General features: G+C 63.9%; 22 protein-coding genes and 1 other annotated feature. Of the genes, 9 read left to right on the plus strand and 13 right to left on the minus strand.

Annotation, left to right across the window (positions count from 1 at the left end):
- Positions 1 to 3 precede the first annotated feature (3 nt).
- The gene (locus ACO2Q4_RS05995) at positions 4 to 570 is read left to right on the plus strand and encodes a MaoC family dehydratase (RefSeq protein ID WP_423318029.1); all 567 of its coding nucleotides are present in this window, start codon (positions 4 to 6) and stop codon (positions 568 to 570) included.
- Between the two features lie 119 nt (positions 571 to 689).
- Here ACO2Q4_RS05995 and ACO2Q4_RS06000 read toward each other — a convergent pair whose 3' ends face one another.
- The 12 genes from ACO2Q4_RS06000 to ACO2Q4_RS06055 form a co-directional block, all read right to left on the minus strand.
- The gene (locus tag ACO2Q4_RS06000) at positions 690 to 1,529 is read right to left on the minus strand and encodes a fumarylacetoacetate hydrolase family protein (RefSeq protein WP_311758097.1); all 840 of its coding nucleotides are present in this window, start codon (positions 1,527 to 1,529) and stop codon (positions 690 to 692) included.
- A gap of 13 nt (positions 1,530 to 1,542) precedes the next feature.
- Positions 1,543 to 2,280, minus strand: a complete 738-nt coding sequence (locus ACO2Q4_RS06005) for an SDR family oxidoreductase (protein ID WP_423318031.1) — start codon at positions 2,278 to 2,280, stop codon at positions 1,543 to 1,545.
- 11 nt (positions 2,281 to 2,291) lie between these two features.
- Complete coding sequence (locus ACO2Q4_RS06010; protein WP_423318033.1) at positions 2,292 to 3,506, minus strand: UxaA family hydrolase; 1,215 nt, start codon at positions 3,504 to 3,506, stop codon at positions 2,292 to 2,294.
- Positions 3,503 to 3,829, minus strand: a complete 327-nt coding sequence (locus tag ACO2Q4_RS06015; protein WP_311758100.1) for a UxaA family hydrolase — start codon at positions 3,827 to 3,829, stop codon at positions 3,503 to 3,505. The genes ACO2Q4_RS06010 and ACO2Q4_RS06015 overlap by 4 nt, the downstream gene beginning before the upstream one ends.
- Positions 3,826 to 4,272: a MaoC family dehydratase gene (locus tag ACO2Q4_RS06020; RefSeq protein ID WP_423318035.1), complete on the minus strand. Its 447-nt coding sequence runs from the start codon at positions 4,270 to 4,272 to the stop codon at positions 3,826 to 3,828. Before ACO2Q4_RS06020 ends, ACO2Q4_RS06015 begins: the two co-directional genes overlap by 4 nt.
- On the minus strand, positions 4,265 to 5,320 hold the full coding sequence (locus ACO2Q4_RS06025) for a Gfo/Idh/MocA family protein (protein WP_423318037.1): 1,056 nt from the start codon (positions 5,318 to 5,320) through the stop codon (positions 4,265 to 4,267). The genes ACO2Q4_RS06020 and ACO2Q4_RS06025 overlap by 8 nt, the downstream gene beginning before the upstream one ends.
- The gene (locus ACO2Q4_RS06030; RefSeq protein WP_423318039.1) at positions 5,313 to 5,642 is read right to left on the minus strand and encodes an L-rhamnose mutarotase; all 330 of its coding nucleotides are present in this window, start codon (positions 5,640 to 5,642) and stop codon (positions 5,313 to 5,315) included. The genes ACO2Q4_RS06025 and ACO2Q4_RS06030 overlap by 8 nt, the downstream gene beginning before the upstream one ends.
- Complete coding sequence (locus ACO2Q4_RS06035) at positions 5,639 to 6,757, minus strand: mandelate racemase/muconate lactonizing enzyme family protein (RefSeq protein WP_311758104.1); 1,119 nt, start codon at positions 6,755 to 6,757, stop codon at positions 5,639 to 5,641. Before ACO2Q4_RS06035 ends, ACO2Q4_RS06030 begins: the two co-directional genes overlap by 4 nt.
- Before the next feature lie 3 nt (positions 6,758 to 6,760).
- The gene (locus ACO2Q4_RS06040; protein WP_395135365.1) at positions 6,761 to 7,846 is read right to left on the minus strand and encodes an ABC transporter ATP-binding protein; all 1,086 of its coding nucleotides are present in this window, start codon (positions 7,844 to 7,846) and stop codon (positions 6,761 to 6,763) included.
- A gap of 2 nt (positions 7,847 to 7,848) precedes the next feature.
- The gene (locus ACO2Q4_RS06045) at positions 7,849 to 8,715 is read right to left on the minus strand and encodes a carbohydrate ABC transporter permease (protein WP_423318041.1); all 867 of its coding nucleotides are present in this window, start codon (positions 8,713 to 8,715) and stop codon (positions 7,849 to 7,851) included.
- A 3-nt stretch (positions 8,716 to 8,718) separates the two neighbouring features.
- On the minus strand, positions 8,719 to 9,615 hold the full coding sequence (locus tag ACO2Q4_RS06050) for a carbohydrate ABC transporter permease (protein ID WP_311758107.1): 897 nt from the start codon (positions 9,613 to 9,615) through the stop codon (positions 8,719 to 8,721).
- Between the two features lie 85 nt (positions 9,616 to 9,700).
- The gene (locus ACO2Q4_RS06055) at positions 9,701 to 11,011 is read right to left on the minus strand and encodes an ABC transporter substrate-binding protein (RefSeq protein WP_423318044.1); all 1,311 of its coding nucleotides are present in this window, start codon (positions 11,009 to 11,011) and stop codon (positions 9,701 to 9,703) included.
- A gap of 143 nt (positions 11,012 to 11,154) precedes the next feature.
- On the opposite strand from ACO2Q4_RS06055, the gene ACO2Q4_RS06060 reads away from it, so the two are divergent.
- Positions 11,155 to 11,991 (plus strand): amidohydrolase family protein, encoded by an 837-nt coding sequence (locus ACO2Q4_RS06060; RefSeq protein ID WP_423318046.1) that lies wholly within the window; start codon positions 11,155 to 11,157, stop codon positions 11,989 to 11,991.
- Positions 11,992 to 12,033: 42 nt separating this feature from the next.
- Here ACO2Q4_RS06060 and ACO2Q4_RS06065 read toward each other — a convergent pair whose 3' ends face one another.
- On the minus strand, positions 12,034 to 13,440 hold the full coding sequence (locus ACO2Q4_RS06065; protein ID WP_423318048.1) for a SulP family inorganic anion transporter: 1,407 nt from the start codon (positions 13,438 to 13,440) through the stop codon (positions 12,034 to 12,036).
- Between the two features lie 22 nt (positions 13,441 to 13,462).
- Positions 13,463 to 13,518: a sequence feature (sul1 is cis-regulatory element that is thought to sense ions involved in sulfur or methionine metabolism; They are found in Alphaproteobacteria), on the minus strand.
- 343 nt (positions 13,519 to 13,861) lie between these two features.
- Here ACO2Q4_RS06065 and ACO2Q4_RS06070 point away from each other — a divergent pair.
- From ACO2Q4_RS06070 to ACO2Q4_RS06100, 7 genes are read left to right on the plus strand one after another with little or no spacing between them, the layout of a single operon-like run.
- Positions 13,862 to 15,739: a TRAP transporter large permease subunit gene (locus ACO2Q4_RS06070; protein ID WP_311758111.1), complete on the plus strand. Its 1,878-nt coding sequence runs from the start codon at positions 13,862 to 13,864 to the stop codon at positions 15,737 to 15,739.
- Positions 15,740 to 15,788: 49 nt separating this feature from the next.
- Entirely contained in the window at positions 15,789 to 16,805 is a 1,017-nt protein-coding gene (locus ACO2Q4_RS06075; protein WP_395135370.1) for a TRAP transporter substrate-binding protein, read from the plus strand.
- 9 nt (positions 16,806 to 16,814) lie between these two features.
- Positions 16,815 to 17,648 (plus strand): IclR family transcriptional regulator, encoded by an 834-nt coding sequence (locus ACO2Q4_RS06080; protein ID WP_423318051.1) that lies wholly within the window; start codon positions 16,815 to 16,817, stop codon positions 17,646 to 17,648.
- Positions 17,645 to 18,814: an acetyl-CoA acetyltransferase gene (locus tag ACO2Q4_RS06085; protein ID WP_423318052.1), complete on the plus strand. Its 1,170-nt coding sequence runs from the start codon at positions 17,645 to 17,647 to the stop codon at positions 18,812 to 18,814. Before ACO2Q4_RS06080 ends, ACO2Q4_RS06085 begins: the two co-directional genes overlap by 4 nt.
- Positions 18,811 to 20,421 carry an acyl-CoA synthetase gene (locus ACO2Q4_RS06090; RefSeq protein WP_423318054.1) on the plus strand — a complete coding sequence of 537 codons (1,611 nt, stop codon included), beginning with the start codon at positions 18,811 to 18,813 and terminating at the stop codon, positions 20,419 to 20,421. Before ACO2Q4_RS06085 ends, ACO2Q4_RS06090 begins: the two co-directional genes overlap by 4 nt.
- Positions 20,418 to 21,251, plus strand: coding sequence for a PCC domain-containing protein (locus tag ACO2Q4_RS06095; RefSeq protein ID WP_423318056.1), 834 nt, complete (start codon positions 20,418 to 20,420; stop codon positions 21,249 to 21,251). The genes ACO2Q4_RS06090 and ACO2Q4_RS06095 overlap by 4 nt, the downstream gene beginning before the upstream one ends.
- Positions 21,248 to 22,012, plus strand: coding sequence for an SDR family NAD(P)-dependent oxidoreductase (locus ACO2Q4_RS06100; RefSeq protein ID WP_395135375.1), 765 nt, complete (start codon positions 21,248 to 21,250; stop codon positions 22,010 to 22,012). The genes ACO2Q4_RS06095 and ACO2Q4_RS06100 overlap by 4 nt, the downstream gene beginning before the upstream one ends.
- Positions 22,013 to 22,017: the final 5 nt, after the last annotated feature.

Below are 22,017 nucleotides of genomic sequence, written 5' to 3' on the forward strand. Positions count from 1 at the left end.
AAGATGGCTGAAATCGGCGTTCACGCAAGAGGGCTGCCCGGTCTGCCCGAAGATCATGCCAAGATCCCGGTCTGGAATTCCGAAGACTGGTATTATGAAGATTTCGAGATCGGGGACCGCATCCGTTCGATCCGCAGGACCATCGCCGAAGGCGAGTCGATGCAGTTCAACAGCCTTGTCATGGACCATCACCCCTATGTCAGCGATGAACGCTTCGCGGTCGAGGAAGGCGCCTTCGGCCGCCGCCTTGTCGCGGGGGCCTTCGTCTTTTCGCTGGGTCTGGGTCTGGCGGCGACGAACTGCCTGAACTCGTTCAGCTACGGCTATGACCGCCTGCGGTTCATCAAGCCGGTCTTCATCGGGGACACCATCTACACGATCCGCGAAAACCTGTCGAAGGTCGTTCATAGCGAGACGATGGGAAAGCTGCGGGTCAGCTATTCCGTCTACAAGGGCGATGGCGAACTGGTGCTTTATGCCGAGCATCTCCTGACCGCGCTCTATCGCCAGCCGCAGGATTTCACCGAAGCCGTCGCCGCGAAACGCGCGGAAAAAGCCGCGCAGGCGTGACGCGAGGGGGGGCAGACCGCCCCCCCCGCTTACCGCAATCACGTTTCACTGTTTTTCAAATACCCTCAGGGGGTGAAATGGCCTGGGCCATGAGGGGGCGCGAGCGCCCCCTTTCTGGTTCAGGCGTCGTTCACGCAGGTCTGGCGCTGCTCGCCCAGGCCCTCGATCCCCAGCGTGACCACGTCGCCCGCCTTCAGGTATTGCGGCGGCTTCATCCCCAGTCCGACGCCGGGCGGCGTCCCGGTCGAGATGACGTCCCCCGGATGCAGCGTGAAGAATTGCGACAGGTACGAGATCAGGAACGGCACGCGATAGACCATCGTATTGGTCGATCCGTCCTGCATGGTCTTGCCGTTGACCTTCAGCCACATGTGCAGTTCGTTCGGGTCGGCGACTTCGTCGCGCGTCACCAGCCACGGGCCGATGGGACCGAAATTGTCCGAGGACTTGCCCTTGGACCATTGCCCGGAGCGCTCGGTCTGGAAGGCGCGCTCGCTGACATCGTTGCAGACGCAGAAGCCCGCAACATGGTCCATCGCATCGGCCTCGGCGATGTATTTGCCGGGTTTGCCGATGACGAAGGCCAGTTCCACCTCCCAGTCGGTCTTTTCCGAGCCGCGCGGGATGATGATGTCATCGTTCGGGCCACAGATCGCGCTGGTATACTTGGCGAAGATCACCGGTTCGGGCGGAACGGCCATGCCGCTTTCGGCGGCATGGTCGGAATAGTTCAGCCCGATGCAGATGAACTTTCCAACGCCGCCCACACAGGCACCAAACCGCGGATTACCCTCGACCAGCGGCAGCGAGGCCGGGTCGATCCGCTTCAGCGCGTCAAGGTTCACCAGCACCTCGCCCGCGATGTCCTGCACATGGGCGGACAGATCGCGGATGCGGCCTTCAGCGTCGATCAGGCCGGGCTTTTCCGCCCCGCGTTCGCCATATCGCACAAGTTTCATGGTCTTTCCCTCCTCAGATGGTCCAGCCGCCGTCCAGCGCGAGAAGCTGGCCGGTGGTATAGGCGGATTCGTCGGCAGCAAGATAGGCGACCATTGCCGCGATCTCTTCCGGCTTGCCGATCCGACCCATCGGCTGGCGCGCGATAAACGCCTCCAGCGCGGCCTCGTAATTGCCGGTATCGCGCAGGCGCTGGTGCAGCGAGGGGCTGTCCACCGTGCCGGGGCAGACCGCGTTGCAGCGGATGCCCTGCTTGACGTAATCCTGCGCGACCGATTTGGTCAGTCCGCCTACCGCCGCCTTCGACGCGGAATAGATGAAGCGGTTCGGCGGCGCCGTCAGCGGACCGGCGACCGAGGCCATGTTGATGATCGAACCGCCGCCCTGCGCCACCATTCCCGGCAGCACGGCGCGGATCGTGCGATACATCGCCTTGGCGTTCAGGTTGAAGGCGAAGTCCCAATCATCCTCGGTCGAGGTCAGGATGTCGCCCGCATGGACCACGCCTGCGCAGTTGAACAGGATGTCGATCCGGCCCGCCGCCGCAATCGCTTCCTTGACCGCTTCGGGATCAAGGACGTTAAGCACCTTCGTGGTGATGCCCGGAGTTCCAGCAATCTCGGCCAGCGCGGCCTCGTTGATGTCGGTCGCCAGAACCTCGGCCCCTTCTTCGGCCAGCCGCAGGGCGGTGGCCCGGCCAATCCCTTGTCCGGCGGCGGTGATCAGGGCGCGCTTGCCCGCAAGTCTTTGCATCTTTCTTTCCTTCAGGCTGCGCCCGGCAGGCAGGCCGGGCCAATCGGTTCGAATGTCTTGTAGGTCAGGATGAATTCGCGGTGCCCAAGCTCTTCTGACCTTGTCTGACGACCAGAGGCAACATCGATTACGAGGTCGCGGATCTCGCGCCCGACCTCGGGGATCGTGCGCCGTCCCTCGATGATGTCGCCGGCATTGACGTCCATATCCTCGGACAGGCTGCGATAGGTGTCGGGGTTCGCGCAGATCTTGATGACCGGCGAGATTGCCGAGCCGACGACCGAACCCCGCCCCGTCACGAACAGCGTCATATGCGCGCCCGAGGCGATCATCTCGACGATCTCGGCATTGTCGCTGATGTTCGGAAAGCCGAAGCGCACGTCGCCATCGGGCACCACGTCCATCAGGTAAAGCCCGCCCGCCGGGGGCACGTCGCCCGGCTTGATCAGCCCCGAGATCGGGCTGTCGCCGGATTTGACATAGGCGCCAAGGCTTTTCTCCTCGATGGTGGACAGCCCGCCAGCCGCATTGCCCGCCGCAAAGCTGCCATAGCCCAGCGTCGCGTAATAGCGTTCGGCCTTTTGCACGCTGTCGCGCAGGATCTGGCCCAGTTCGGGGGTCACGGCGCGTTCGGCCATGATTTCCTCGCAGCCGATCAACTCACCCGTTTCCTCGAAGATGCAGGCCGCGCCCTCGGCCACCAGCAGATCGAAGGCCTTGCCTGCGGCAGGGTTCCCGGAGATGCCCGAGGTGCCATCCGATCCGCCGCAAACGGTCCCGATCACCAGTTCGTCGACGCCCATGGGAACGCGCGGAACCTCTGCGATCTGGGCCAGCGCCTCATGAACCCAACCGACACCGGCGTCGATGGTTGACCGCGTGCCGCCCGCGCGCTGGATGACCAAAGTCCTGACCGGGCGACCCGAGGCATCGACCGCATTGGCCGCGCGCACCTTGTCGAAGCTTTCGCAGCCAAGGCTGACAAACAGGACGGCCCCCACATTCGGATGGGTGCAAAGCCGTTCCATCATCCGCGCGGCGTATTCGTTCGGATAGCAGCCCGGAAAGCCGATCAGCTGCACCTGGCCTTCATGGGGGGTGTTCCGAAAACGCTGGACGATCTCCGAAGCGACGAAATGCGCGCATTCGACTAGGTAGGCCACGACGACCGTATTGCGGATCCCCTTGCGGCCATCCTTGCGCAGCCAGCCCTGAAGCGCGGTCATAGCGAAACCCCCGCCGAAACGCCGTCGGCGTCCTGCAGCATATGTGTCGGCGTATAAGCCGACCGGATGTTGTGGACATGGACATGCTCGCCCGCAGAGATCGCTGCGGTCGCGATGCCGATGGGCATGCCGTATTTCAGGATCACCTCGCCTTCGGCGATAGCGCGGCGGGCGATCTTGTGGGCCATCGGGATCGCGCGGGCCAGCACTGCCGTGCCGTCTTCAAGACGAACCTCCAGGCCCTCGGGAGAATTCGCGCGGGCCACAAGGACGTTGTCCTTGTCCGACAGCAGCAGGAACGGTCCGAAATCTGTCTGGGTCACGGGCGGCACTCGACCATATAGATGTGGTCGGCGACCAGTACCGTCTCTCCGGTCTGCTTGGTGACGGTCAACCTCTCGGTGACGCGGCCATAGCCGGGGCGTTTCTCCATCAGCTCCTTGCCGATGATCTCGACGCGGCTTTTGATCGTGTCACCGATGAAGACCGGCTTCACGAAGCGCATCCGGTCATAGCCATAGCTGAAGGCGACGGGGTTGATGACCGTCGCCGTCAGCCCGACACCGATGGTGAAGACCATCGTGCCATGCGCGATCCTTTGACCGAAAGGCAGGGTCTTGCAGAATTCCGCATCCAGATGATGGGGAAAGAAGTCGCCGGAATGCCCGGCATGGACGACGAAATCGGTCTCGGTAATGGTGCGGCCCACGGTGTCGCGGCCTTGGCCGATCTCGTAATCTTCGTAATATGTGACCTGTTCAAGCATCGGGAGACGTCCTGATCGGATGCGCCGGGGCGCTGCTGCTTTCATATGCGGCTTCGACAAGGGCCATGGTGTGCCAGGCATCCTCGGCCGAGCCCTGCAATTCGGGATCTTCACCCACGGCGAAGCGCATCACCTGTGTGATGCGACCCACGAAGGCCTCGATGAACCAGTTTCCGGCCAGCGGAACCTGCCGCCATTCGCCGTCGGTGTTCAGCCACAGCTCGTCCGGTTCGCCGCGGGGATAGTCCAGGTTGACACCCAGCTTCATATAGGCTGCGCCCTTGGTCCCCGAGATGCGAAACTCGCAGGCCTGGAACTTGCGGCCAAAGGCGTGATTATGGTTGATCGACAGGCTGGCCCGGACATGGCTGCCATAATCAAGGATCATCGCGCTGCGCGTGTTCGATATGGCCGAGGACGGATGCCCCATCGTTCGGGCATGAACCCCTGCGGGATTACCCAGCAGATCGCGCACGAAATCCAGATAGTGGATCGAATGCAGCAGGATCTCGACCCGCGGCAGGCCGTTCAGAAAGGCCCAGAGGTGCCAGGGCGTGTCCAGCGCCAGCCATGCGTCGAAATCGACGACCTCGCCCAGAAGGCCGCGCGCGATCGCGTCCTTCACCGCAAGCGACATCGGCGCGAAGCGAAGCTGGAAATTCACCGCAGCCCGGATCTTGCGGGCGCGCAGGATGCGGATGATCTCGTCAGCCGCGGCAAGATCGCTGCCCAAGGGCTTCTGGATCAGGGCGACCGCACCTTCGGGCAGCGTCTGCAGGATGCCCGCAATCGCGGCGGGCGGCACGGCCAGGTCATAGACCGCCCCGGTGCCAAGCGCCGTCGCTTCGGCCATCGAGGCATAGGCGCTGGCGCCCGCCGGCGCCACCCGCGCAGCTTTTTCCCGGTCGGGATCATAGATTCCCGCCACCCGAAAACCCGCCTTGGCATAGGCCGGCAGATGCGCGTCCGTGACGATCGACCCCGCGCCGAAGATGACGATGGGCAGGCTTCGCGACGGGGGCGCAATGGTCTGGGTCAGGTCAGTCATGGTGGAAGATTTCCGTCATCTCTGCCCACCACTCGCCGTCCTTGCGGGTGTCGAGCGGTTGTTGCAGCGGCTTGTTCAGCGCCCACCATTCCTGCGTCACCAAATCGGCCGCCATCCTTGCCATGTCGCCTGCGAAATCCGCGCCGTGATACTCGAAGAACGAAAACAGCAGGTTCTCGGGCTCTTTCAGGAAGATCGAGTAGTTGCGGATATTGCAGTCGCTGATCTGGGCCAGAACCCCCGGCCAGACCGCGGCATGCAGGCGCAGATAGTCGGCCTTACCCTGCTCGGACAGCCCGATGACCGATCCGTGCCGGGTCATTTCGCGGCCTCGGTCACGATGAAATGCGAACCTTCGGCCGTGCGTTCGGTCAGTGCCTGATGATCCCAGTCGATGCCAAGGCCCGGCTCTTCCGGGGCCAGCGCGAAGCCGCCATCGCGCCGCATCGGGGCGGCGATATCGTCCAGCTGGGGGATGTATTCCAGCCACGGCGCATTCGGGACCGCGCAGACTAGGCTGACATGCAGCTCCATCAGGAAATGCGGACAGATCATCAGGTTATGCGCCTCGGCCAGATGCGCGACCTTGAGCCAAGGAGTGATGCCGCCGATCCGGGCAACATCGGCCTGGACGATGCCGCAAGCCTCGGCCGCGATATAATCGCCGAACTGGCCGGGCGAATACATCGACTCGCCCACCGCGATCGGGACGCGGCTTTGCCGGTTCAAGCGGGCATGGCCCGCGATGTCGTCGGCGGCAATAGGTTCCTCGAACCAGGCGATGTTCAGGCTTTCCAGCAGAGACAGGCGGCGGCTGGCCTCGGGCTGGGTCATCGACTGGTTGGCGTCGGTCATGATTTCGTAATCGTCGCCAAGCGCGGCGCGCACCGCCGAAAGCCGGGCCGCATCACCCGCGACGGTTGGCTTGCCGATCTTGATCTTCGATCCCTTGAAACCGGCCTCGCGCATGGCGAGCGCATCCTCGACCAAGGCCGAGGGTTCAAGATGCAGCCACCCGCCCTCGGTCGAATACATCGGCACGCGGTTCTTGGCCCCACCCGCCAGCAGGTGCAAAGGCAGGCCCGCCCGCTTGCCGCGCAGATCCCAAAGTGCGGTGTCGATGGCCGCCAGCGCCAGCGACATGATCGGCCCGACCGCCGTCGCATGCGAGCAGAACAGCAGGTCGCGCCAGATCCGCTCGATCATCTCGGCCTCACGCCCCATCAACTCGGGCAGAAGCGTGCGCTGCAACAGCGACAGCACCGCCGGGCCACCATCGCCGATGGTATAGGAATAGCCGGTGCCGGTCGCACCCTCCGCGTCGGTCAGGGTGACGAAGATCGTCTCCTGCGACTTGAAGGACTGGATCGCGTCGGTGCGCTTGACCTTGGGCACCAGGTCAACAAGGAAGGCCTCGGCCCTGACGATGCGCGGCATGGATTATCCTTTCAGGCTGACGCCGGTTTCGGCGTCGAAAAGGTGGCACTTGTCGAGCGAGATGCCGAAGCGCAGCACCTCTCCCGGCGCGACAAGGCGGGGATTCAGCATCTTGGCCTGGACCTCGGTGCCGGCGAGCGTCGCGAACAGCAGCGTCTCGGTGCCCAGCGGCTCGGTCAGCGTCACCTGCATCTCGACCTGCGCCATATGCGCGGTCGGGGGCAACGAATGACCCTCGGGCATGATGTTGTCGGCGCGGATGCCAAGCTGGACCTTGCGCCCGTCGGTCACGCGCAGGCCGGGCGGCAGCGGGATCGCGGTGCCGTCGGCCAGAACAACCTGCCCAGCCTTCACGACACCCGACAGCAGGTTCATGGGCGGCGAGCCGATGAAGGTCGCCACAAATGTGTTCACCGGATTTTCAAAGACTTCCAGCGGCGTGCCGACCTGGACGATATGCCCGTCCTGCATGATGACGATGCGGTCGGCCAGCGTCATCGCCTCGACCTGGTCATGGGTGACATAGATCACGGTCGAGCCGACCTTCTGGTGCAGCTTCTTGATCTCGACCCGCATCTGGCTGCGCAGCTTCGCGTCCAGGTTCGACAGCGGTTCGTCGAACAGGAACACGTCCGGATGGCGCACAATTGCGCGGCCCATCGCGACCCGCTGGCGCTGGCCACCCGACAGAGCGCCCGGCTTGCGGTCCAGAAGCGGCGTCAAAGCCAGCACCTCGGCCGCCTGAGCCACGGCCGCATCGACCTCGGCCTGCGGGCGTTTGGCGATCTTAAGCGAGAAGCCCAGGTTTTCCCGCACCGTCATGTGCGGGTAAAGCGCGTAGTTCTGGAACACCATCGCCAGGTTGCGTTCGCGCGGCGGCAGGTCGTTGACGACCCGTTCGCCGATCAGGATCTCGCCACCCGAGATTTCCTCAAGCCCGGCGACCATGCGCAGCGTGGTGGACTTGCCGCAGCCAGAAGGGCCGACCAGAACGACGAACTCGCCCTCGGCAATGCTGAGGTTGATGGAATGGACGACATCCAGCGCGCCATAGCGTTTGACGACGTTGCGAAGATGGACCTGAGCCATGGTTATCCTTTCACGCCGCCAAAGGTCAGGCCAGCGATGAGGTGCTTCTGCACGAGGAAGGTCAGCACCAGCGCGGGGATGATCATGAGCACCGCCAGCGCGCACATGCCGCCCCAGTTGAGGGTGAATTGCGAGGTGAAATCCAGAAGGCCCACGGGCATCGTCTTCGACGTGGTCGAGCGTGTCAGCTGGCTGGCCAGCGCGTATTCGTTCCAGCTGGTCAGGAAGGCGAAGATCCCGGCCGAGGCGATGCCGGCGCGCGCCACCGGGAACTCGACCCGCCAGAACGCCTGCCATCGGGTGCAGCCGTCGATTTCCGCGGCCTCGGCCAGTTCCTTCGGCACCTGCCGGAAGAAGCCGTCGATCAGCCAGATCGTGAAGGGCACGTTCATCGAGACATAGACGAGGATCAGCCCGAAATGCGTGTCGATGATGCCAGTGCGGCCAAAGATGATGAACAAGGGCAGCGACAGCGCAACGCCGGGCACGGCGCGGCTGGCCATCAGCGCGACGAACATCGAGGCCTTGCCCTTGAACTTGTAGCGGGCAAAGGCATAGCCCCCCGCCATCCCGACCAGAAGCGCGATCAGTGTCGAGGTGACCGAGATGATCAGCGAGTTCCTGAAATAGGTCAGGACCGGAATTCCCCCCTCGCCCGCGCCACCGAACATGGCGCGGTAATGGTCAAGGCTGAGGCTTTGGGGAATCCAGACCGGCGGCTTTGCCATGATCTCGACCGTGGGGCGAAAGCTATTCAGGACGACCCACAGGCCGGGAATGCAGATGATGCTCATCGCCAGGAACAGACCGATGAAATGGCCGGTCTTCAGCAGGCGCTTGCGCAGGCGGTGTTGGGCAGCCGATGCCATGGATCAATCCCCCATCCCAAGCTCGCGCCGCGCGGATTGCAGCTTCAGGAAGAAATATACAGTGAAGGCGATCGACAGCAGGATCGCGATATAGCCCATGGCATTGGCGTAACCCATGCGGGCATCGACATAGCCGGTGCGTCCGATGAGGGTCCACAGCAGCTCGGTCCGTCGTGCCGGCCCGCCATTCGTCATCACCTGCACGATGTCATAGGCCCGCGCCACGTCCAGCGACCGGATCGCCATAGCGATATAGATGAAGGGCATCAGGAACGGCAGCGTCACATAGCGAAAGCTTTGCCAGGGCGTGCAGCCATCGACCTTGGCGGCCTCAAGCGGGTCCTGCGGCAGCGCGAACAGCCCGGCCAGGATCAGGATCGCGAAGACCGAGGTCGAGGTCCATACCTCTGCCACGATGATCGCAAACAGCGCCAGGTTCCCGTCGACCAGCCACGGGATCGCCACGTCGGTCAGGCCCAGCGACTGCAGGGCGTTATTCACCAGTCCGACATTGTCGTTGAAGATGAACTTGAACTGGAAGCCGACAAGGATCGGCGAAAACATCATCGGGAACATCATGGCGGTGCGCAGCAGCCGCTGGCCGCGCGTCACCCGCGCCACCATCAGCGCCAGGCCAAGGCCAAGCAGCATCTCGGCATTCAGTGCGATGGTCAGCAGCGCCACGGTGCGGCCAAACGCGCGCCAGAAATTCGGGTCGGTCGCAGCCTTGCTGTAATTGTAAGTCCCGATCCATTTCCACAGCGTCTCGGGCCGGGTCAGGTGATAGGGCGTGAAGCTGGAATAAAGCGAAAGCAGCAATGGGATCATCACCACCCCAAGGATGATGATGAATGCAGGCAGCAATAGAACCAGCCATGGCGGCAACTTTGCGCGGGTCATGGGCTATCCGGATATTGGCACCCATGCAGGGCGCGGGTGTCTTGAAGAAAGGCCGGACGGCACGCCGTCCGTCCGGCCAGCCGGTTCAGATGACGCCGTTTTCGCGCATCAGGTCCTCGACCGCGCCGGATGCGTCTTCAAGCGCCTGATCGACGGTCTTGTCACCAAGGATTGCGGCCTGCAATTCGGGGAAGATCAGGTTCCCGGCCTCGATCCAGTAAGGGGTCGGCGGTACCGGGAAAGCGGTCTTGGCGGTCTCCTGGAAGGCGGCCAGAACTTCGGACTTGTACGGATCATCCTTGGCGGCCGCGGTGATGGCATCCCAGACCGCCGTGCGCGTCGGCAACGAGCCGGCTGCCGATTCCAGCTTCTGGCTTTCCTCATTGGTCAGGAAGTCGACAAGTGAGGCTGCGGCCTCCTTGTTCGCGCAGTTCTCGGTGACCGAGAAGCCGTGAAAGCCCGACCAGCCGGTGCGCACGCCGGCCGAGCCCTTGGGCGCGGGGGCCACACCGACATTGCCCGCAACCTTGGAATTGGCCGGATCATTGAAGAAGCCCGACCAGCCCGGCCAGTCCAGGTTCAGCGCCACCGTACCCGAGGCAAAGCCATTGCCAAGATCGTCCCACAGATAGTTGGTCGTGCCGGGCGGCACCGCACCCGCCTTGTAAAGATCGACGAACCACTGCAACGCCTGCTTCCCGGCATCCGAATTGAAGGCGGGCGTCCAGTCGTCGTTGAACATCTTGCCGCCATTGGCGACGACCAGTTCATAGAAGCGGCCATTGATCGCCTCGTCCTTGCCGGCATATTGCGTACCGTAGAAATTCGGCGGCGCAGCAAAGAAGATCGCCTGATCGCGGAACTGGTCCCAGGTTTCCGGAGGGGCCAGATCATAGCCGAACTTGGCCTTGAAGGCCTCGGCCTTGGCCGGATCGGCGTAAAGTGACTTCTGGTAATACAGCGCCGAGACGTCGAACTGGGCGCGCGGCAGCATCACCAGCTTGCCCTCGATGGTCGCGGCCGAAATGTTCGCCGGAACGAAGCCGGCCACCGTCTCGGGGGGCAACAGCGGCGCGAGGTCGGTGAACAGGTTTGGATATTGCGGGGCGAACGACGAATGGTTCGATCCGACGCACCAGTTGGTCGTGCCTGCGGCGATATCGGCCTTGTATTCCTTGTCCAGTTCGAAATGGTTCTTCTGGCTGATGATCTTGACCTTGGCCCCGGTCGCAGCCTCCCAGTCGGCGATACGGGCATAAAGTGCCTCGTATTGCTGGCCGCCAATCAGCTTGGCCTCGATCGTGACGCCGTCGAATTCGTTCTGGGCCAGGGCGGTCGTGGCAAGACCAAGGCCCGCGGAAAGCGCCAGCACCGAGCCGGCAACCCATGATTTCATAATCTCTCCCCCCCGTTTGAAGTCGGCGATGTCCGCCTGACGAGGCGGATTTCATATCTCGAACTTCATTTCATGGTTAAACGTGACAGCTGTTCAAGAGTCAAGTAAGACCGGACTGTCAGTGCGCTTGGCAGGAGGCCACCATGATCTTCGACACCCACCTTCATCTCGTGGATCGCGACAGGCTGTCCTATCCCTGGCTCGCCGAGGCACCGGCGCTGGACCGGGACTGGACCTATGCGGAATATGAGGCGACCGCCCGCCGCATCGGCATCACCGATGTCCTGCACATGGAGGTTGATGTCGCCCAGACCGATATCGACGCCGAAACCGCCTTCATCGCAGAACTCATGGCGCGGCCCGGCAGCCTGCTGCGCGGTGCGATCAGCGCCGCGCGCCCCGAAAACGCGGATTTCGCGGCATGGTTGGAACGCATCGACCCTGCCGTGGTCAAGGGTGTCCGCCGCGTGCTGCATGTCGTCCCCGACGACGTCTCGCAAACGTCGGTGTTTCGCGAAAATATCCGGCGTCTCGGACAGGCCGGCCTGCCTTTCGACATGTGCCTGCTGGCGCGGCAGCTGCCCCTTGGCGCGGCCCTTGCGGATACCGCCCCGGACACAGAGTTGGTGCTTGATCATTGCGGCGTGCCCGACATCGCGGGTGGCGCCTTCACGGAGTGGGCGGCAGCAATCTCGGATCTGGCGCGGCGGCCGAATGTCAGTCTGAAGCTGTCAGGCATCACGGCCTATACCGGCGGCAACTGGACGTTGAAGACCCTGCGCCCCTGGGTCGATCATGTGCTGGACAGCTTCGGCCCGGATCGCATGGTCTGGGGGTCCGACAGCCCGGTCTGCACGCTTCAGTCGAACCTTGCCGAATGGGTCTGCGCCAGCCACGATCTGCTCAGCGGCTGCACCCCGGACGAGCGCGCCGCGATTTTCCACAAGAACGCGCGGCGGATCTGGAAGATCGCGGGCTAGGACCATGGCCGGCCGCCTGCTCCGCGCAGGCGGCCAGCCGGTTCAGCGCGGAAGCCCCCCGGCCATGCCGACGACATGGACCGGCAACCCATGCTGGGCAAACCGGCCCGTCACCTTGTCCAGCGCCGCGGCGGCGGTAATGTCCCACAGGGTTGCGCGCGTCAGGTCGATTGTCACCGGCTCTTCATGGTCGCGCGGATCGAAAGCGTCAATGAAGGCGTCGGACGAGGCGAAGAACACCTGCCCCTCGACCACATAGGTGTCGCCCTGCCGGGTCACGCGCTGCATCCCCGCCACCTTGGCCGCGAAGAAGATCCCGCTCAGCAGCACGCCGACCAGCACGCCCAGCGACAGGTTGTGGCTGATCACGGTCACGGCAACGGTGGCCAGCATCACCACGTTCGACAGACCCGGATTGCCCCGCAGCCGCCGAAGCGACGCCCAGTCAAGCGTGTCGATCGACACCATGATCATGATCGCGACCAGCGCGCCCACCGGCACCTGCGAGACGATATCCTTCATCGCCACCATCAGCAGCAACAGGATACCCCCCGCCGCCAGCGTCGAAAGCCGTCCCCGTCCGCCATATTTCACGTTCGAGACGGTCTGCCCGATCATGCCGCAGCCCGCGATGCCGCCGAACAGGCTTGCGGCGATATTGGCAAGGCCCAGCCCGCGCGCCTCGGCATCCTTGTCCGACGGGGTGGCGGTCTGGTCGTCGACGACACTGGCTGTCATCAGCGATTCCAGAAGCCCGACCATGGCGATGGCCAGCGCGGGCAGCAAAATTACCCGAAGCAACCCAAGGTCGAACGGCACCTCGGGCAATGCAAGGATCGGCAGGCCTTGGGGCAATTTGCCAAGGTCCGCGACCCGTGCCACGTCGATATCCAGCGCGACGCACAGTGCGGTCAGCACCACCACGCAGATCAGCGGCGCGGGAATGCGGGTCGTCAGGCGAGGCGCAAGATAGATGATCGCAAGCCCTGCCGCGATGACACCGTAACCCATCGCCCCCGCGTTCAGGATATGCGGCAATTGCGCCGAGAAGATCAGGATCGCCAAGGCGTTGACAAACCCGGTCCGAACCGAGCTTGAGACATAGCGCATCAGCGAACTCAGCCGCAAAAGACCGAAGACCAGCTGCATCGCCCCGGCAAGCAGCCCTGCGGCGAAGAGGTATTCCACCCCATGTTCCCGGACCAGCGGGGCGGCAACCAGCGCCACCGAACCCGCCGCGGCCGAGATCATGGCGGGCCGTCCGCCAAAGACCGCAATCACGATGCTGATGACGAAAGACGCGAAAAGTCCGACCTGGGGATCGACCCCGGCGGTAAAGGAGAAGGCGATGACCTCGGGGATGAGCGCGAAGGTTGCGACTGCACCGGCGAGGACTTCCCGGACAGGTTTTTCCTGCCACTGGCGCAGATAGTGCCGTGAGCTGTTCATGATGAAAGGCGCGTTTATGAGACGTTATCCGGCGGATCGGCGGCCGGAAGAGCCACCCGGATTTGCACCGGGTCCGAACGATTGCCCGCGTGATAAGGCGAGTTGGTCCGAATGCCAAGGGCACCGGCCTCGCACGGTGTCCAGAGGGCGCGCGGCTTTCTGGAGACTTTATAGCTGGGCTGGCCGCAGCAGATGCGCCTTCGCCCTCTCTGTTCCACACTGTCGCGCGGCATTTCGCACATTCTATTTCATAATATGGAATTCCATCTGATTGAATCCGCAAAAAATGTCGAACAAGTCGATTTTCCATCTTGGCATCCGGTAAGTTCTGCCTCCAAGATCGGCCCGATTGCGCAGCCACACGTCCATATCATGGAACTAAGGCAAGGCTGGGGAGAGCCGCGCGACGAGGGAGGAAGAAATGCAAGTCACCGAGCTTCAGCCAGACTCCGAGCTGGCTCTGGGCGGTATCGAGTCCTTGGCCCAGCCCAAGCGGGCCGAGCGCTGGATGCGCCCTATCGAAATTCTCGCGGCCGGGCTTCTGCTGGTCATGATCGTCACGGTGCTGGCGAACGTCTTTTTCCGCTATGTGCTGGCCACGCCGCTGATCTGGGGGGACGAGGTCGCCTCGATCAGTTTCATCTGGATGGCGATGCTGGGTGCCGCGCTGGCCGTCGACCGTCACGAGCATATGAGGCTGACGGTCTTCCTGCCCCTTTTGCCGGAACGGATCGCCCGCATTGCCGAGACAGCCGGACAGGTGCTGGTCTGCCTGCTGCTGCTGCGCTTGCTGCCGGTGGCCGTCGAATATGCCTATGAGGAAAGCTTCGTCACCTCGCCCGCGCTTGGGCTGCCAATGTCCTGGCGCGCCGCCGCTCTGCCAACAGGCATAGCGTTGATGGCAGTGCTGACGCTGATCGCGGTGCTTCGCACCCGCGACTGGGGCACAATCCTGGGCACGATCCTGATCACCGCGCTTGTGACAGCGCTTTTCTTCCAGATCCGCCCGGCCCTTCTGGGAATCGGGAACTGGAACCTTCCGATCTTTCTGGGCCTGTTCGTCGTCATCCTGCTGGGGATCGGGGTGCCGATCGCCTTCTGCTTCGCGCTTGGTACGCTGTCCTATCTGACCTTCGCCACCAGCGCCCCCGTCTTCGTGATGGTGGGCCGGATCGACGAGGGCATGTCCTCGCTGATCCTGCTGTCGGTGCCGGTCTTCGTGCTGCTGGGCTGCATCCTTGACGCCACCGGGATGGGCAAAGCCATCGTGAACTTCCTTGCTTCGCTCTTCGGGCATGTGAAGGCAGGGATGAGCTATGTGTTGCTTGGCTCGATGTTCCTCGTTTCGGGCATCTCGGGTTCCAAGGTCTCGGACATGGCCACCGTTGCACCCGCGCTGTTCCCGGAAATGCGCCGCCGCGGCCATTCTGCGCCCGAAATGACCGCCCTGCTGGCAACCGGCGCGGCAATGGCCGATACCGTGCCGCCCTCGATCGTGCTGATCGTGCTGGGTTCGGTCGCGGGCGTGTCGATCGCCGGGCTGTTCACCTCCGGCTTTGCCATCGCGATGGTGCTGCTGGTCGTCCTGGCGCTGCTGGCCCGCTGGAAGGCGCGCAAGGAGGACATGAGCGGCGTGCGTCGCGCCACCCTGCCGATGATCCTGAAAGCGGCAGTGATCGCGGCACCTGCACTGGTCCTGCCCTTCATGATCCGCAGCCTGGTGGGTGGCGGCGTCGCCACCGCGACCGAGGTGTCGACCATCGCGGTGCTTTACGCCTATATCATCGGCGCGATCCTGTATGGCGGCATCCCGCTGAAGGCAACGGGCAAGATGCTGGTCGAGACGGCGGCAATGTCGGGCGCGATCCTGCTGATCCTGGGCGCGGCCTCGTCCATGGCCTGGGGGCTGACGCAATCGGGCTTTGCCCGCGACCTGATGAACCTTGTCACCGGCCTGCCGGGCGGGTGGATCGTGTTCATGCTGGCGTCGATGGTGATCTTTCTGGTGCTGGGCTGCGTGCTTGAAGGGCTGCCCGCAATCGTCCTGCTGGCGCCGATCATGTTCCCGATCGCCCGCGGGCTGGGCATCCACGACATCCATTACGCGATGGTGATCGTCACCGCGATGAACATCGGGCTGATGGCCCCGCCAATCGGCATCGGCTTCTATATCGCCTGCAAGATCGCGAACGTCCCGGCCGAACAGGTGATGATCAAGATCTGGCCATATCTTGCCGCGCTTCTGATCGGACTTCTGGCCATCGCGGCAGTGCCGTGGTTCTCGACCGCGCTTCTTTGAAAACCGACAACAAAACGAAACGACTGGAACCCTTTGGGAGGAGGAACCCATGATCATTACTCGTCGCTCTGTCCTGCTTGGCGCAACTGCAGGCGTACTTGCCGCCCCCTTCATCCGTCCGGGCGCTGCCCGCGCGGCCGAATTCAGCTACAAGATCGCGAACAACCAGCCGCTTGAGCACCCCAGCAACATCCGCCTGCAGGAAGCGGTAAAGCGCATCGCCGAAGAGACCTCGGGAAGCGTCGACATCCAGATCTTCCCGTCGAACCAGCTTGGCGCGGATACCGACGTGCTGGGCCAGCTGCGCTCGGGCGGGGTCGAGTTCTTCCAGCTTTCGCCGATCATCCTGTCGACGCTGGTGCCGAACGCCTCGATCAACGGCATCGGTTTTGCCTTCCCCGATTACGATGCGGTCTGGAAGGCGATGGACGGCGACCTTGGCGCCTATGCCCGCGGCCAGATCGAACAGGCCGGGCTGGTCGTCATGGAAAAGATCTGGGACAACGGCTACCGCCAGACCACGTCCTCGAAGCAGCCGATCGTGACGCCCAAGGATTTCGAGGGCTTCAAGATCCGCGTTCCGGTCAGCCCGCTCTGGACCTCGATGTTCTCGGGCTTCGGCGCGGCCCCCGCCTCGATCAACTTCGCCGAGGTCTATACCGCTCTCCAGACCGGCATTGTCGACGGGCAGGAAAATCCGCTGGCTATCATGAAGGTCGCAAAGATGTGGGAGGTCCAGAAATACCTGTCGATGACCAACCACATGTGGGACGGCTTCTGGCTGCTGGGCAACCGCCGCGCCTGGGCCGCCCTGCCCGAGGACGCCCAGCAGATCGTTGCCAAGAACTTCAACGCCTCGGCCGTCGAGCAGCGCAAGGACGTCATGGAGTTGAATGCCTCGCTGAAGGGCGATCTTGAGAAGGAAGGCTTCGTCTTCAACGACGTCGATCCGAAACCCTTCGAGGACAAGCTGCGCGAAGCGGGCTTCTATGCCGAGTGGAAGAAGACCTATGGCGACGAGGCGTGGGAAATCCTTGAGACCGCGATCGGGCGCAAGCTCGTCTGATCCCGCGCAATGACCCCCGGCCCTCATATCGCGCTGTCACCGACTGCCCTTACCGGGGGATCGGGTTCGCAGGCGGTCATGCGCGCGCTCTCGCTGCTGTCGTTGGTCGGCAGGGGCGGCAGCGAGGGGCTGGGGCTCGCGTGGCTGGCGGATCAGGCCGGGGTGACCCGGCCGACCGCCCGGCGACTGCTGCTGGCGCTGGCCGCGGCACGGCTTGTCGATCAGGACCCGCTGTCGCGCCGCTATCACCTGGGCCCCGAGACCTATCTTCTGGGCAGCTTCGCAGCCGAGCGCCACGGCATCCTGCACCATGCCCGGCCCTCGATGCTGCGGCTTGCCGAGGAGACGGGGGACACCGTTCTTTTGACGGTGCCGCAGGACGACCACTCCCTGTGCCTTGAGCGGATCGAGGGCAGCTTTCCTGTCCGCACCTATGCCCTGATGCGGGGTGACCGCAAACCGGCGGGGGTGGGCGCGGGCGCGCTGGCAATCCTTGCAGCCCTGCCCCCAATTGTGGCCGAGGCACTGCGGCGTCGCGTCGACCATCTGGTCGGAGACCTTGCCCCCGCCCTTGCCGCCGACGAGGTTCAGGCCCGCGCGCAGGGCTTTGCCTTCAATCAGGGCCGGATCGTGCCGGGGTCATGGGGCCTTGGCGTTGCGTTCCGCTGGCCCGATGGCCGTCCCGCCGGGGCGCTGTCCATTGCCGCGATTGAAAACAGGATGCAGGCCGACCGTCGCCCGCACCTGATCGCGTCCCTGCGCACAGAGGTGCAGCAGATCGAAACACGACTGGCCGCGCTTGGCCGCAAACCGGAATCCGATCCGAAAAGGAGTTCAGCATGACCGACCCCCTGATCGTAGGCTGGGCGCATGGCAAATTCGGCAAGTCCGAAGCCCCCGATACAATGGCCCTGATGCGGGAGGTCGCGCTTCCCGCACTGGACCACGCCGGGGTCGGTGCAGGCGATGTCGACGGCATATTCACCGGCGTCTACAACAACGGCTTCACGCGGCAGGATTTCCAGGGCGCGCTGGTGGCGATGGGCACGCCCGAACTGGCCGGCATTCCGTTCATGCGGACCGAGAACGCCTGCGCCACCGGCTCGGCCGCGGTTTATGCGGCTGCGGATTTCATCGCATCGGGCCGGGGCAAGGTCGCGCTGGTGATCGGGGCCGAGAAGATGACGGCGACGCCCGGCGACCAGATCGGCGACATTCTTCTGTCGGCCAGCTATGTCGAGGAAGAGGGCGACACGCCCGGCGGCTTCGCAGGTGTCTTCGGCCGCATCACCGAGACCTATTTCCAGCGCTACGGTGATCGCTCGGAAGAACTGGCAATGATCGCGGCCAAAAACCACGAGAACGGGATGCGCAATCCCTATGCCCATATGCGCAAGCCCTTCGACCTCGCATTCTGCAATACGCCCTCGGACAAGAACCCTTTGGTCGCGGGACCGCTGCGGCGCACCGATTGCTCGCTGGTGTCAGACGGGGCCGCTGCAATCGTCCTTGCCGCGCCCGAGGTGGCCGAAGGCTTGCAGCGCGCGATCAGCTTTCGGGCGCGGGCGCAGGCAGGAGATTACCTTGCGCTGTCGCGGCGCGACCCCATCGCCTTCGACGGACCGCACCGGGCCTGGCGGCAAGCGTTGGAACAGTCGGGACTGGGGATCATGGACCTTGACCTGGTCGAGACTCATGACTGCTTCACCACCGCCGAGATGATCGAATACGAGGCGATGGGACTCGCCCCCCGCGGACAGGGCTGGCGCGTCATCCGCGACGGTGTGACCCGCTTTGGCGGCGCCCTGCCGGTGAACCCCTCGGGCGGGCTGAAATCGCGGGGCCATCCCATCGGCGCGACCGGGGTTTCCCAGCATGTCATGGTCGCCATGCAGCTGATGGGAGAGGCGGGCGAGATGCAGCTTGCCGGCGCCGAACTTGGCGGCGTGTTCAACATGGGCGGTGCCGCCGTCGCCAGCTATTGCTCGATCCTGGAGCGCCGCAAATGACCGATCCCAAGGGCGGAGTCGCGCCCGTCTCGACCCGCGTGATGAACCTTGCCACCTTCCTGACCCAGATCGCCCGGCGCGAGCCGGACGCGATTGCCCTTGTCATGGGCGACATCCGCTGGACCTGGGCCGAGTTCGAGGCGCGGACGGATGCGCTGGCCCACGCCCTGCAGACCCGTTTCGGCCTGAACAAGGGCGACCGGGTCATGTGCCAGTCGCAGAACTGCCTTGAGATGATGCAGGCGATGTTCGCGGTCTGGCGCGCCGGCGGCGTCTGGGTGCCCGCCAACTTCCGCCAGACCCCCGAGGAGGTCGTCTATCTGACCCAATCCTCGGGCGCGCGGCTGATGATCTGCAATGCAGCCTTTCCCGAACATGCGCGAGCCTGCAAGGCCGGGTGTCCCGAACTCACGACGATCCTGTCCTTTGGAGAGTCGGATTTCGCGCCCTCGGTCCAGCAGATTACGGCCGAGTCCCTGGGACAGCGCCCGGCGGTGGCCCCGGTACTGCGCGACGATCCGTGCTGGTTCTTCTTCACCTCGGGCACTACAGGCCGCCCCAAGGCCTCGGTCCTGACGCATGGACAGATGGCCTTTGTCGTGACCAACCACCTTGCCGACCTGATGCCAGGGCTGACCTCGGATGACGCGTCGCTGGTCGTCGCGCCGCTGTCCCATGGTGCGGGCGTCCACCAGTTGACCCAGATCGCGCGCGGCGTGAAAACGGTGCTGCTGCCGACCGAGCGTTTCGACGTCGCGCAGGTCTGGGATCTGGTCCGGGAATGGCGCGTCTCGACCATGTTCACGGTGCCGACGATCCTGAAACTGCTGGTCGAACACCCATCGACCGCGGCGGCCGATCTGTCGTCGTTGCGCTATATCATCTATGCGGGCGCGCCCATGTATCGCGTTGACCAGCAAAAGGCGCTGCGCACCCTGGGCAAGGTGATCGTCCAGTATTTTGGGCTTGGCGAATGTACGGGCAACATCACCGTCCTGCCCGCCCATCTGCACGAGGCAGAGGATGGCCCGACCACCCGCATCGGCACCTGCGGCCATGCCCGCACCGGGATCGAGATTCAGATTCAGGACGACAGGGGCGTCGACCTGCCCCCCGGCCAAACGGGCGAGATCTGCTGCATCGGCCCGGCAGTCTTTGCAGGCTATTACCAGAACCCCGAGGCCAACGCGAAATCCTTTCGCGACGGCTGGTTCCGCACCGGGGATCTGGGCCATATGGACGAACAGGGCTATCTGTTCATCACGGGTCGGGAATCCGACATGTATATCTCGGGCGGTTCCAACGTCTATCCGCGCGAGATCGAAGAAAAGCTTCTGACCCATCCCGCCATCGGCGAAGTCGCCGTTCTGGGTGTTCCCGACCCCCTGTGGGGTGAAATCGGCTGGGCCATTTGCGTCGCCTCGGGCGCGGTCGGCGAAGACGAGGTGCTGGCGTTTCTGGACGGCAAGTTGTCGCGCTACAAGATGCCAAAGAGGGTGCTGTTCTGGGACGCCCTGCCGAAATCGGCCTATGGCAAGATCACCAAGAAGATGATCCGCGAAGAACTCGAGGCCCGTGGCCTGATCGGTGAAAAGGCCAACGCGTGACCGCTCGCATGAACCATCCCGGCCCCCGCGCTGCGCAGCGGGCACAGGTGTGCGCCGCGCAACTGAAACCCGTATCCGGCACCCTGCCCGCCGGACAGACCGTCATGCAGGCGGTCGCTGCGCTTTTCGCATCCCACGACTGCAAGGGCGGCACGCTTTGCCTTGACCGTGTTACGTGCGAGCCGATGCGCTTCGTTCTGCCGGCCTTGTCCAAGGACGGCCAACACGCCGCCTGGTATTCCGACACCCACGCCCCGGAAGGGGTCTGGACCATCCGCAACTCGACCGCTTCGGTCGGCATCCGGGACGGCGCGACCTTCCTGCATTGCCACGGCATCTGGTCCTCGGACGGCCAGACATGGATGGGCCATCTGCTGCCCATGGAGGCAATCATCGCGGCGGATGTCGAGGTGACAGGGCTTGGCTCTGCCGGAACCTGGTTCGAGGCGCTGCCCGACCACGAAACCGCCTTTACCCTGTTCACCCCGCAGGGTGGCGAGGCTGGCGCGGGCCTTTTCGTCCGCATCCTGCCCGGAGAGGACGTGGTGACCGCAATCGAACAGATCGCCGCGACCCACGGTATCCGCGACGCCCGACTGCATGCCGTCGGCAGCATCGACCATGTCCGCTTTGCCGAAGGCCACAGCTTGGACTGCCTTGCGACCGAATTGCGCTTTGACGACGCCCGGTTGGTCGATGGCCGCGCCCGCATCCGCATCGATGTCGTCGATATCGACGGCAGCATCGCGACTGGCACGCTGACGCGGGGAGACAACCCCGTTGGCGTGACGCTTGAACTGATCATTGAACCTGAGGAAACGACCCCATGAATAAAGTCGCCATCGTCACCGGCGGATGCCGCGGCATCGGCCTTGCCGCCACCGAAATCTTCCTTGAACAGGGATGGCGCGTCGCGATGGTCGATCGCGATGTCGAGGAGTTGCGCGCCGTCGCCTCGAAAATGGAAAACGTGCTGGCGGTCGAAGCCGACATCTCGGATCCGGAACAGGTCGAGCGCATGGTCGCGCAAACCGTTGCCGCCTTCGGCCGTATCGATGCGCTGGTCAACAACGCGGGCGTCGCGCTGTTCTCGCGCGTGGGCAAGACCAGCTTTCAGGCGTGGCGCGAAGTCATGGCCACCAACCTTGATGGTGTCTTCCTGTGCACGCAAGCCTGCACCGAGGAACTGGCCAAGACCAAGGGCGCGGTCGTGAACATCGCCTCGATCTCGGGTCTGCGGGCATCGACGCTGCGGGTGGCCTATGGCACATCGAAAGCTGCGGTGATCCACCTGACGAAGCAATTCGCGGCGGAACTGGGCGAACAGGGCATCCGCGTCAACTGCGTGGCCCCCGGCCCTGTCCGCACCAAGCTGGCGATGGCCGTCCACGCGCCCGAGATCATCTCGGCCTATTACGACGCGATCCCGCTGAACCGCTATGGCGAGGCGCGCGAGATCGCCGAGGCTGTGGTGTTCCTGTGCTCGGACAAGGCGAGTTTCGTTTCCGGACAGACATTGGCCGCGGATGGCGGCTTTGACGCATCGGGCGTCGGCCTGCCCGCCCTGCGCCGCGGCGATGACCTGAACTAAGGGCA

The organism is Paracoccus sp. KR1-242 (genome assembly GCF_049446195.1).
Lineage (GTDB): Bacteria > Pseudomonadota > Alphaproteobacteria > Rhodobacterales > Rhodobacteraceae > Paracoccus > Paracoccus broussonetiae.

Bases quoted from the DNA above. Each gene is read 5' to 3' on its own strand.
- ACO2Q4_RS06035 (WP_311758104.1), bottom strand. From the start codon at position 6,757: ATGCCGCGCATCGTCAGGGCCGAGGCCTTCCTTGTTGACCTGGTGCCC.
- ACO2Q4_RS06025 (WP_423318037.1), bottom strand. From the start codon at position 5,320: ATGACTGACCTGACCCAGACCATTGCGCCCCCGTCGCGAAGCCTGCCC.
- ACO2Q4_RS06080 (WP_423318051.1), top strand. From the start codon at position 16,815: ATGACCCCCGGCCCTCATATCGCGCTGTCACCGACTGCCCTTACCGGG.
- ACO2Q4_RS06060 (WP_423318046.1), top strand. From the start codon at position 11,155: ATGATCTTCGACACCCACCTTCATCTCGTGGATCGCGACAGGCTGTCC.
- ACO2Q4_RS06070 (WP_311758111.1), top strand. From the start codon at position 13,862: ATGCAAGTCACCGAGCTTCAGCCAGACTCCGAGCTGGCTCTGGGCGGT.
- ACO2Q4_RS06055 (WP_423318044.1), bottom strand. From the start codon at position 11,011: ATGAAATCATGGGTTGCCGGCTCGGTGCTGGCGCTTTCCGCGGGCCTT.
- ACO2Q4_RS06090 (WP_423318054.1), top strand. From the start codon at position 18,811: ATGACCGATCCCAAGGGCGGAGTCGCGCCCGTCTCGACCCGCGTGATG.
- ACO2Q4_RS06020 (WP_423318035.1), bottom strand. From the start codon at position 4,272: ATGCTTGAACAGGTCACATATTACGAAGATTACGAGATCGGCCAAGGC.
- ACO2Q4_RS06000 (WP_311758097.1), bottom strand. From the start codon at position 1,529: ATGAAACTTGTGCGATATGGCGAACGCGGGGCGGAAAAGCCCGGCCTG.
- ACO2Q4_RS06045 (WP_423318041.1), bottom strand. From the start codon at position 8,715: ATGGCATCGGCTGCCCAACACCGCCTGCGCAAGCGCCTGCTGAAGACC.
- ACO2Q4_RS06040 (WP_395135365.1), bottom strand. From the start codon at position 7,846: ATGGCTCAGGTCCATCTTCGCAACGTCGTCAAACGCTATGGCGCGCTG.
- ACO2Q4_RS06005 (WP_423318031.1), bottom strand. From the start codon at position 2,280: ATGCAAAGACTTGCGGGCAAGCGCGCCCTGATCACCGCCGCCGGACAA.
- ACO2Q4_RS06100 (WP_395135375.1), top strand. From the start codon at position 21,248: ATGAATAAAGTCGCCATCGTCACCGGCGGATGCCGCGGCATCGGCCTT.
- ACO2Q4_RS06075 (WP_395135370.1), top strand. From the start codon at position 15,789: ATGATCATTACTCGTCGCTCTGTCCTGCTTGGCGCAACTGCAGGCGTA.
- ACO2Q4_RS06030 (WP_423318039.1), bottom strand. From the start codon at position 5,642: ATGACCCGGCACGGATCGGTCATCGGGCTGTCCGAGCAGGGTAAGGCC.
- ACO2Q4_RS06010 (WP_423318033.1), bottom strand. From the start codon at position 3,506: ATGACCGCGCTTCAGGGCTGGCTGCGCAAGGATGGCCGCAAGGGGATC.
- ACO2Q4_RS06085 (WP_423318052.1), top strand. From the start codon at position 17,645: ATGACCGACCCCCTGATCGTAGGCTGGGCGCATGGCAAATTCGGCAAG.
- ACO2Q4_RS06050 (WP_311758107.1), bottom strand. From the start codon at position 9,615: ATGACCCGCGCAAAGTTGCCGCCATGGCTGGTTCTATTGCTGCCTGCA.
- ACO2Q4_RS05995 (WP_423318029.1), top strand. From the start codon at position 4: ATGGCTGAAATCGGCGTTCACGCAAGAGGGCTGCCCGGTCTGCCCGAA.
- ACO2Q4_RS06065 (WP_423318048.1), bottom strand. From the start codon at position 13,440: ATGAACAGCTCACGGCACTATCTGCGCCAGTGGCAGGAAAAACCTGTC.